General features: G+C 46.2%; 9 protein-coding genes. 3 read left to right on the forward strand and 6 right to left on the reverse strand.

Annotation, left to right across the window (positions count from 1 at the left end; all coding sequences use genetic code 11):
- The first annotated feature begins 313 nt into the window (after window positions 1-313).
- Window positions 314-2800: a putative bifunctional diguanylate cyclase/phosphodiesterase gene (locus HR45_RS16735; protein ID WP_052074812.1), complete on the forward strand. Its 2487-nt coding sequence runs from the start codon at window positions 314-316 to the stop codon at window positions 2798-2800.
- On the opposite strand, the gene HR45_RS16740 is transcribed toward HR45_RS16735, so the two are convergent.
- On the reverse strand, window positions 2768-3715 hold the full coding sequence (locus tag HR45_RS16740; RefSeq protein ID WP_037445335.1) for an alpha/beta fold hydrolase: 948 nt from the start codon (window positions 3713-3715) through the stop codon (window positions 2768-2770). The genes HR45_RS16735 and HR45_RS16740 overlap by 33 nt on opposite strands.
- 211 nt (window positions 3716-3926) lie before the next feature.
- Between HR45_RS16740 and add the strand changes: the two genes are divergently transcribed.
- Complete coding sequence (gene add, locus HR45_RS16745; RefSeq protein ID WP_037445337.1) at window positions 3927-4922, forward strand: adenosine deaminase; 996 nt, start codon at window positions 3927-3929, stop codon at window positions 4920-4922.
- Between the two features lie 88 nt (window positions 4923-5010).
- Here add and hemN read toward each other — a convergent pair whose 3' ends face one another.
- From hemN to HR45_RS16770, 5 genes are all read right to left on the reverse strand, one after another.
- On the reverse strand, window positions 5011-6387 hold the full coding sequence (gene hemN, locus HR45_RS16750; RefSeq protein WP_081933522.1) for an oxygen-independent coproporphyrinogen III oxidase: 1377 nt from the start codon (window positions 6385-6387) through the stop codon (window positions 5011-5013).
- Window positions 6388-6582: 195 nt separating this feature from the next.
- Window positions 6583-7050 carry a DUF2489 domain-containing protein gene (locus tag HR45_RS16755; protein ID WP_037445339.1) on the reverse strand — a complete coding sequence of 156 codons (468 nt, stop codon included), beginning with the start codon at window positions 7048-7050 and terminating at the stop codon, window positions 6583-6585.
- A 9-nt stretch (window positions 7051-7059) separates the two neighbouring features.
- On the reverse strand, window positions 7060-7599 hold the full coding sequence (gene yihI, locus HR45_RS16760) for a Der GTPase-activating protein YihI (protein ID WP_037445341.1): 540 nt from the start codon (window positions 7597-7599) through the stop codon (window positions 7060-7062).
- Between the two features lie 92 nt (window positions 7600-7691).
- Window positions 7692-8330: a class I SAM-dependent methyltransferase gene (locus HR45_RS16765; protein WP_037445343.1), complete on the reverse strand. Its 639-nt coding sequence runs from the start codon at window positions 8328-8330 to the stop codon at window positions 7692-7694.
- A 408-nt stretch (window positions 8331-8738) separates the two neighbouring features.
- Entirely contained in the window at window positions 8739-9359 is a 621-nt protein-coding gene (locus tag HR45_RS16770; RefSeq protein WP_037445345.1) for a c-type cytochrome, read from the reverse strand.
- 120 nt (window positions 9360-9479) lie between these two features.
- Here HR45_RS16770 and yihA point away from each other — a divergent pair, with 120 nt between their 5' ends.
- Window positions 9480-10136, forward strand: a complete 657-nt coding sequence (gene yihA / locus HR45_RS16775; protein ID WP_037445348.1) for a ribosome biogenesis GTP-binding protein YihA/YsxC — start codon at window positions 9480-9482, stop codon at window positions 10134-10136.
- Window positions 10137-10231 lie beyond the last annotated feature (95 nt).

Below are 10231 nucleotides of genomic sequence, written 5' to 3' on the forward strand. Positions count from 1 at the left end.
AGGCCACCCAAGCGGGTGGCCTTTTTGCTTTCTGAGGTTTAAAACATCGCGCCATTTTCTATGCTGTGGTGGTTTGGGTATGGAAACAAGACGCTACCCGTAAAAATCATCTAAGTCCTGAAGGGAAATTGCTATTGTTAGCTTATTGTCCTTCAGAAGTCTTTATGGGGTTCTTCTGAATATCTTTTCAACTCTGTGATAAAACACATAATTTCCATATTGTTAAAAAAGGTCGTTACACTTGGAGCATATAACTGTTCTAGAATATAGTGTAATTTCGACTTAAGACTTTTCCGTCATTTGGGAGGCTGTCTTGAAGCTAGCTTGGCGGAATAGACCTTTCATTTCTATTCTCGGCTTTATCCTGTTGTATTCTGCATTTTTTGCGGGGATATATTTCCTGGTCAAGGAAGATGCTGTCGCGACTTCAATTCAGCAAGCAAAAGTGCAATGGAACAGACTACTGCAGCATTCCGCTGAGTCTTTGGGAAAGGCTATTATTGTTCAGGATGATAAGCGGATTGAAGATGAGCTGAGTTACATCTCGACGTCTTCAGACTCTGTTTCCGTCGCTTTTATCGATAACCGAGGTGTCGTACGTTTTGCTAACCACGCAATATGGCTCAACATCCCTGCAGTAGAAGCGTTTGAACACTACTCTGTCACCACATCAACTAATGTTAGCCGGTCACAGCGCCCATTTTCGATTTTGGATAAAGATACGTTATTGGCGCAATTCTATTATCCGGTAAACCGACCACAGAACGATGATTATAGTGCTGTAAATTTAATTTATGTCGCTGCCGATGTTCATCCTGCAGCGCTGGCGGCTATCGCTGAATTCAATCGTCAGTTTACATTGTTATTTTGTGTCGTGACGTCTCTGCTCGCTTTGGCTGCATTATTTGTTCGACGCTTCTTGTTTAAGCCAGTTCAGCAACTTACCACATTGGCATCTTCTCCTTACCGACCGGCGATAGCTCAATGGCCGATGACAATCTTTGAAAACCTTGCGGATGCTATTACGGCATCTCATCAACATAACCAACGTCTGTTAGAGCGAATTCGTGATAACGAACAGCGTTGGTTGTTTGCTGTTGATGGTAATCGCAACGGGTTGTGGGATTGGGATATCGTCAAAGGTAAGGTGTTTTTTTCTAGCCGTTGGAAGGAAATTTTAGGCTTTTCACCCACAGAGCTTGATGCTGATTTTTCTACCTGGCGGCAACAGTTGCATCCTGAAGATCAATCCGCTGCGCTTGAAGTGCTCCAAGATTATCTTGATGGTAAGGCTGATGAATATGACTCACTGCATAGGCTGCAGCATAAGGATGGACATTATGTGTGGGTGAAAAGTCGCGGCATGATTGTCGCTTGGGACGTAAATGGTCGTCCTCTGCGCATGTTGGGTTATCACGCAGATGTTTCAGATGATATTCAGAATCAACACGCTTTGGCCTTCTTGGCTAGTCATGATCCTTTAACCAATCTGGCTAATCGTGAACATCTTAATCAAACGCTTAGCCGTATCTGTGCCTTACCCGGCCGCTTTAGTTATTGCGCGGTGTTTGTGATTGATTTGGATAACTTCAAAATTGTGAATGATGCGCTTGGGCATAAATCCGGTGATAGTTTGTTACTACAGATCAGTAAACGTCTATCAGATACGGTAGGTGAACACCTTTTAGCAAGACTCGGTGCTGATGAATTTGCGCTTGTGGTGGAAGATGCTGGTAAGACAGAAGAACAAGCGCGTGAGCAGGCTTTTGCGATGGCGGGTGCTATTCGGCAGAGCATCTCGCAAAGTTTGGTGATTAATGGTCACAAGCTGCACGTCTCAGCCAGTATCGGTATCGATTTGTTGCGACCTGGACAACGTAGCTCGTCTGGGGAGTTGCTGCGCTGTGCCGATATGGCCATGTTTGACGCTAAGGAGCGTGGTCGAGATAACTGTGTAATCTATTCTGCTGAGATGGAACATCAGGTTAATACGCAACTTATCATTCAAAACGATCTGCGTGATGCCATCGAACGACGCCAGTTAGAACTCTATTATCAACCCATAGTGGATGAACATGGGATTTTATCAGGCGCTGAAGCGTTACTGCGTTGGCGACACCCACAATTTGGCTTTATTTCCCCGGCTGATTTTATTCCGGTAGCCGAACGTTGCGGCTTGATTGATAACCTGACCCGTTGGGTGGTTAAAGAGGTATGCGAGTTTGTAGTGCAGAATGCAGAAAAGCAATTGCCAAAAATCTCTATCAACATCAGCGCTCGTCAGTTTAATGACCCTAAGTTTGTCGAAGGTCTATTGGTGCAGATCAAGGGGCGTCAACTTACGCCGCGGGCTTTTGAACTTGAGTTAACCGAACATCTGTTTTTGACCGATCTGTCGCTGATTAAGGCCCGTTTTAATGAGCTACAACAGGCCGGATTCAGTATTGCTATTGATGATTTTGGTACGGGGTATTCTTCGCTGAGTTATCTGCAGCATCTGCCATTGTCGCGCTTAAAGATTGATGCGGCATTTGTACGTAACATTGGCAAGACCGAGCAAGGCAATACGCTTGTAAAAGCCATTATTGAAATGGCCCATGCTATGAAGTTGGATGTGGTTGCGGAAGGCGTGGAAACACCTGACCAGCACACCTACCTCAAGAGCCAACAGTGTGATTGGTTTCAGGGATATTTGTGGAGTCGGCCTTTGCCTGCAGCAGAATTTGCCCGTTTGCTGCCACGAGCGGGAGATGTACGTCAGTTATTATCAACTGCTGAACCAATTCAGAATCAGTTCTAGTCCTTTGGTGCGACAGTAATCGTGTTCAATCAGGATTTCATGTCGCGCCCCTTCAATCTGCTGTAGCTCTGTTTGAGGGCCACAAGCGCGCCATTGTGCTGCGTTATCAACAACCTTATCGCGAGTTGCTTGTAAAATTAATGTGGGTATTGAAAGCCTTTTGGTCACCTCACAGGCTTGATGTGCGCCATCTAATGCTTCTAAAAGCCATTGATTGGAGGGTGAGCCCAATTGGATTTGTGGTACCTGCTGATACAGTGCCAGTAGACGGCAGTATCTTTGCCGACTATGTGTTAGCGGATTACCATAAAACGGCTTGGCATGGTAATCCTTTCCTCCAGGAATGTAGTTCGGCTTTTTTCCTTCGGAAACGTGATTAAGTTTTTGAGCCAGCCACTTCACCCAAGGTGCTGGCATAGGAAGCTTGATGCCAAACATCGGCGCACAAAAGGCAACAGCGTTAAACTGGTCACGATGCTGTTCTAGATAGAGTGCGCCGATAGCACAGCCCATCGAGTGGCCTAATAGATAGTGTTTACCGTGCTTTTGCGGTAATACCACTTGAGTCATAAATTCAGTAAAGTGCTCGACATAACGAGAAAACTTGTCGATATGGCCAATATGGGGGTTATCGGTTAAGCGGCTTGATAGTCCCTGTCCGACATGATCTAACGCATATACGCTAAATCCCTGTTGATGTAACTGATAGATGACTTCGGCGTACTTGAGATAGCTTTCTACCCGGCCATTGCTGATCACCACGGCTTTTTCTGATTGTGGATGAGTAACGCTGCAATAGGCAATCTGACAACCATCAGTTGTGGTGATACTGGCTTCAGATACTTGTAGCCAGAACTCACTGAGTAGCTCATCTGCGACCGGACGGTCATCCCGACTGCTGAATTTTGCCATCATCTGACCTCATTACCGCCTTCCATAGATAATCAAAGCTTATCAGTATTTGAGCTTTATTGGAGCGATTACTAGGCATAATTCCTATTTGCCGTTAGTTACCGCCCCCTTTTGTAACAAAGCCTTTCTGCGATACGGCAGGTGCTCATGCTAGAATAAGTTAGTTACCACTACCAAATCCCAATAACGCAGGTAACGCGAAAGAGGCTTTTTTATGATTGATACTTCTATCCCGTTGGTGGATTTGCACCGACATCTGGACGGTAATGTCCGCATCCGAACGATATGGGAACTCGGCCAACAGCATGGCATTAAGCTGCCAGCAACGTCTGTTGAGTCACTTGTTCCGCATGTACAAATTCAGGGAAAAGAAGCCGATCTTTTAGGATTCCTAGCCAAACTTGATTGGATGGTGGCCGTTTTGGCCGATTTAGACGCGGTGCGTCGTGTTGCTTACGAGAATGTTGAAGATGCGGCGTTATCAGGTTTAGATTACGCTGAGTTGCGTTTTAGCCCTTATTACATGGCACACAATCACCAATTGTCACTGCCAGCAGTGGTCGAGGCGGTGATTGACGGTGTTAATGCGGGTATGCGTGATTTTAACACCAAGGTGAAACTCATCGGTATTTTGTCGCGCACTTATGGCCAGCAAACGTGCCTCGATGAAATGAATGCTCTGCTAAGTTACCACCAAGAGTTAGTCGCGGTCGACCTTGCTGGTGACGAACTAGGGTTCCCAGGTGAGCTGTTTAATGAGCACTTTAAAAAAGCCCGCGATGCCGGCTTGCAAGTGACAGTTCATGCGGGTGAGGCCGCAGGCGCTGCTAGTATCTGGCAAGCGATTAACGAGCTCGGCGCAGTACGTATTGGCCACGGCGTCAAAGCGGTCGAAGATGCTAAGTTGATGGATTACTTGGCTAAACAGCGTATAGGTATTGAATCTTGCCCTACCAGCAACTTACACACTTCAACTGTGGCATCATACGATGCGCATCCGCTGAAACAGTTTATTGATGCTGGCTTGTTGGTTGGCTTAAATACCGATGATCCGGGCGTGAGTAATATTGATATCGCGCATGAATATCGGATTGCGCAGCAAGAGCTGCAATTGACCGCTGAGCAGTTACAACAGCTGCAACGCAATGGCGTTGAGATGGCATTTTTATCAGCTAGTGAGCGTAAGGCTCTTTATGCCAGTAAGTCTTAATTGGCAATTGCGCTGAACGTGATATTCAGCCAATAAAAAAGCCGACATAATGTCGGCTTTTTCGTGCGTTAGCTGGCCTAAAAACGGCTTAGATAACGCGAGAGAACTGTTGTTGACGGGCTTTTTCGCGATAGTAGACGTCGAAACAGATACAGATGTTACGGATCAGCAGGCGACCTGTCTCACCTACATGAATTTTACGGTCTTCAACTGTGACCAGTTTGTCATCGATGAAGGTCTGCATCAGCTTCATATCTTCAGCGAAATACTCGTCGAAGTTGATACCAAGCTTTTCTTCCATTTGTGCCATATCGAGCTCGAAGTGGCAGATCAGCTGTTTGATCACTGCGCGGCGGATTTCGTCGTCACGGTTGAGCTTACAACCTTTCCACAAAGCATGACCGTGGTCATCAATCGCTTCGTAGTATGGACGGATATCTTTCTGGTTTTGCGCGTAACAATCGCCGATTTGGCTGATGGATGACACACCCAGACCTAACAGGTCACACTCTTCTTGAGTGGTGTAGCCTTGGAAGTTACGGTGCAAACGACCTTCACGTTGTAGCTTGGCCAACTCATCATCAGGCTTAGCAAAGTGATCCATACCGATGTATTGATAGCCTGCGCCAGTCAGTGTTTCGATAGTGTGCTGCAGGATCTCCAGCTTTTGCTGTGGGGTTGGCAGATGTTCATCTTTAATCTTACGCTGCGCCGCAAAACGTGCTGGTAAGTGGGCGTAGTTGAATACTGACAAACGGTCTGGTGACAGATCCAAAATACGCTGAATGGTTTGCGCAAAGGTTTCTGGCGTTTGGTGTGGCAAGCCGTAGATCAAATCCACGTTGGTCGACACAAACCCCATCTCTTTGGCTTTATTGATCAAGGCAAAGATGAAATCTTCATCTTGTTCGCGGTTAACGGCCACTTGTACTTCTTTATTGAAGTCTTGCACGCCGATAGAAATACGGTTGAAGCCCGCTTCTTTAAGCGTATCGAGCATGGTCAGTTCGATTTCACGTGGGTCAACTTCAATCGAGTATTCACCTTCTTCGGCAAAATCAAAGTTTGCTTTGAGCAGCTTGGTCAAACGCAAGATCTGCTCAGGGTTGAGGAAGGTTGGGGTACCGCCGCCCCAGTGCATTTGGGTCACTTTATAACGCTTAAACAGCGGTGCGCGTTTAAGAATTTCGCTTTCCAAATATTCGATGTATTGGTCGGCTTTGTGTTGATGGCGGGTAATAATTTTATTACAGCCACAGTAGTAACAAAGCTTGGCACAGAAAGGCACGTGGATATACAGCGACAGTTTGTCGCTTTTGCTGTGTTCAATCGCCGATAGCAGATCGCCCTCAGTGAAGGAATCATCGAACTCCAGCGCCGTCGGATATGAGGTATAACGCGGACCGCTGTAGTTGTACTTCTCGATCATTGACTGATCCCAGCTGATTTTAGTGGGCTGCTCCAAGACGCGTCCTCCGACATTAAATTAGCAACAGGCGAAGTATGCAATGTTACTCGCCAAATAACCTTGATCCAGTTTGAAATTCTTACATGGATATTTAAGAAACAGCGAATATCTATGAAAATGATGTCAATGTCTGCCCAAGTCGGCCGGAATTGTGCACCGACTCACGCCTTGGGCTATCAACTTTGGAAACTTTTAGTGGGTTGGCTTGAGTTCAAACTTAGCTAAGGTTTTTGCCTCACCGAGAATGGCTTGCTGCAGATTGGCTTCTGATTTCATTCTGCTCAGATCCAGACGCATCCGTTCTTGTTTTGGCAGTGCGGCGCGTTGCTCCAGAATAGGGTGAGTTTTGATCAACTCGTAATGCTGATAAGTCGCCGGAAAATCGCCTTCAACACGTTCAGTAAGCGATAGTGCTTCAAACAACTTAGCGATGCGCAGCACGCCTTCTGATATCTCACAGCGATCTTCTGTCATTGCTTGCGCGATATAGCGGATATCGGTCAAAACACGCTGCTGACGTTCCTTGATGGCTTGTTGCTGTGCATTGATGGCGGCCTGTCGGGATTTGTTCTGTTTTTGCAAACGAATTAACAGCATGGTGGCATAAGTTGCCAAGCCCACCACGATCAACAACGCGACCACCACTAATAATATCTGCACAGCAACTCCTTATTTATCGTCTTGTTGATACTGTTTCAGCAAATCTGCACCCGAGTCAAATTTAGCCAGCAGTTCATCTTCATCATCTGCGCCGATATCGTTGGCTTCTTCTAAATCTTCGATGCCGAGTTTTTGCATGAGGCGTTCGATTTCGTTGAGCTGTTTATCAAGCCACTGTTGATCTGTATTCGACAGTGTTTTGCCTTCCTCTAACTGATCAAGCAGGCTATTTAGGCGTGGATCGTCTTCTAACTGCATCAACTTTTGTTCATCAGTCAGCGCTGGCTTTTTCGCTGGTTTCACCGCTGCGATAGGCGCTTGCTGAGTAGGCAAGCTCAAGGCAACAGGCTTTTTACTGCCTAAACGAGGATCTTTTTTCGCGTTAGATTGGCCACTGGTTGAACCCGTTGCGCCTACTGCTTGGCGGCTGCCTGACTTATTACCCGTTTCTTGCTTTTTACGGGCAGTTTTACGGTCAGTTTTCTTGGTTCTTGGTGCACGCTTTGGGCCATTTTCATTGGTATTGCGCGACTTTTTAATTCTGGTCATATGGATCTCTTTGATGAATTAGCTAACAGGGTGCAAGCGCCTTCATCTGTATTTTACTGCAGCTTTGCAACCGGGGCGCGATTTATAGCAAATTACGCTGCTTTTTGCATCAGTACAAAGTCCCCATCAGCAAATAAAAGTTCGAAGCCGCTAATTTGCGCTAAATAAGTAAAGGTGCGGGGCTGGTAAAAGCTGACATGGGTTGGATTATTCTTAAGGTGCCACTTGGCAAATGCTGCTGGTGAGCGCAATAGAGGGGTGGAAATCGCCAACCAACCTTGCGGCTTTAGTAGTGAACTGATTAGGCGCCATTCTTTTGCTGGTTCACGAAAGTGCTCAAAGACGCGATAGCTACAGATAACATCATATTGTTGTTGCAGTACTTGGTGATTAGGTGCAAAGAACGGATCAAATTGCTGCATATGGTAGCCCGCAGTCTTCACTTTCGTTAAGGCATGCTCGGACAGTACGCGGCCAAAATTAAGCCCGTTAAGCTCAGTTTGGCCTAGGTCGCGTAATTGTTGGATAAGTGATTCGATAAAATCTTCGAGTTGACGTTGTTTACCGGCTTTTTTCGCGCGTCCGTAACGTTGCTGTTCTATTGTTGGCAGCAAAAAACTATGAGAGTCGGCCGAGACCAGACCGCAGTTATCACAGAGAAAAAAGCTGCGTTTCTTATCTTGATAATGAGGTTGTGTAGTTATTTGTCTGCAAAGGGGACAATGATGCATCTACTTCATATTCCGACAAATTTCGTTGAAATAAGGATATAAAAAAGCGGCAGACGAGCTGCCGCTTGATGATGACACTTTGTGTCAGATTCTGCTAGTCGCCATCCTTGTTTAGCGAACGGACTCTCCCGGTCCTATCCCTATTTTTATTAACGCATTCCATGCTATGTCGTTTGTGGTCATCCCGACCTTTATTATCTAAGGTGATCCCACCTTAGATAACAGGGGGTGATTGCCGCATCCCCTGCAAGCTGAGAGTCCCCCAAATGACTCTGCAACCTGTTTAGATCCCAGTAAATCATTATTATTTTACTGACTGGGAATCAAAAACCTTGGCTATTAAACGGCATTTGGTGATCTGTGTCAACTTATATTTAGTTTACGTAAACGTCAACTTTTGTTTGTGTACTATTTGAGCGTTTCAATATACGCAGCTAACGCGGCAATCTCCTTGTCGTTGAGCTTGCGACTTACGTCCCCCATCATGCCATTGATATCATTGTGGCGTTCACCACTTTTAAATGCTTGTAATTGCTCTTCAATATAATGTGCTGATTGGCCCGCTAAAGCGGGAAAGCCTGCTGCGGCTAATCCTCTTCCTTTGACACCATGGCAGGCTGAACACGCTGCAATATCTCGCGACATATCCCCCCCCATATAGAGCGCTTCACCATTGTTTTGGCTTGTTGTCGAACTAGACGTTTTTGCAGGAAGACTGGTGTAGAAGGCGGCGAGGTTTTCGATATCTTCGGCTGACAGTTGTGCCGCAAAGGCGTTCATCATCGAATCTTCGCGGCCGTCTTTTCCTTGTTGGAAGTCTTGTAGTTGTTTAATTAAATAGCGGGTTGATTGGCCGGCGAGATTGGGATATTCCGAAATCGAACTAATCCCCCTTTCACCGTGACAACCCGTGCATATAGCGGCACGTTGCTTACCATGGGCAATTCGACTATCAATAGGGTTAGCAGATTGAGCGGCAAAGGCCACCCAAAACAGAGATGAAGCAATAACTAAACTGAATTTGATCATGATGATTTTCGGCGTTGCGAGTCAGGCATGTTAGAATGGCGGGCTAATAAGCGCATTCTTACATAATTCTGACCGCGGCGCATTTGACGTGCGGTATTAATCGGCAATGGAGACTCTCACTTGACTGACGCAAGCATCGATTTTCGCAAAACACACTTTGTGATCAGCGCGCCTGATATTGAGCACCTCGAACAACATATTCCAGGTCATGAGGGGATAGAAATCGCCTTTGCTGGCCGCTCAAATGCAGGCAAATCGAGTGCATTGAACGCACTGACCGAACAAAAGAACTTGGCGAGAACCAGTAAAACGCCAGGCCGAACTCAGTTGATCAACGTGTTTGAAATGACACCAGGTTGCCGCTTGGTGGATCTGCCCGGTTATGGTTTCGCCCAGGTGCCATTGGCAATGAAAAAGAAGTGGCAACATGCGTTAGGTGAATATCTTCAGCATCGCGAATGTTTGCAAGGTGTCGTTGTGCTAATGGATATTCGCCATCCACTTAAAGACTTAGATATGCAGATGGTGCAATGGTCAGTAGAAAGCCAACTGCCAGTATTGGTACTGCTGACCAAATCAGACAAGCTTACTCAAAGTGCGCGGATGAAGGCTGTGAATGATGTGCGTAAAGCACTGGCAGATTTTGGTGATGCGGTGCGGGTTGAAGGTTTCTCGTCACTGAAAGGCACAGGTAAACCGAAAGTGCTCAACATTCTTACAGAATGGTTTACTGGCCCAGCTGAAGTTGTTGAAGCTAACGCACCTGCTGCTGAGTAGTTTTCGCCTGCAATTCCAATTTGAGATACAACGCAGAAATGTGCCATAGCTTGACACATTTTTTTTGCCCGCATTTTTGATCAAGCAAAAAAAAA

The organism is Shewanella mangrovi (genome assembly GCF_000753795.1).
GTDB classification, from domain to species: Bacteria; Pseudomonadota; Gammaproteobacteria; order Enterobacterales; family Shewanellaceae; genus Shewanella; species Shewanella mangrovi.

What these genes read in the sequence shown, in the direction of transcription:
- HR45_RS16740 (WP_037445335.1), bottom strand. Translation starts at nt 3,715, where the DNA reads ATGATGGCAAAATTCAGCAGTCGGGATGACCGTCCGGTCGCAGATGAG.
- add (WP_037445337.1), top strand. Translation starts at nt 3,927, where the DNA reads ATGATTGATACTTCTATCCCGTTGGTGGATTTGCACCGACATCTGGAC.
- yihI (WP_037445341.1), bottom strand. Translation starts at nt 7,599, where the DNA reads ATGACCAGAATTAAAAAGTCGCGCAATACCAATGAAAATGGCCCAAAG.
- HR45_RS16765 (WP_037445343.1), bottom strand. Translation starts at nt 8,330, where the DNA reads ATGCATCATTGTCCCCTTTGCAGACAAATAACTACACAACCTCATTAT.
- HR45_RS16770 (WP_037445345.1), bottom strand. Translation starts at nt 9,359, where the DNA reads ATGATCAAATTCAGTTTAGTTATTGCTTCATCTCTGTTTTGGGTGGCC.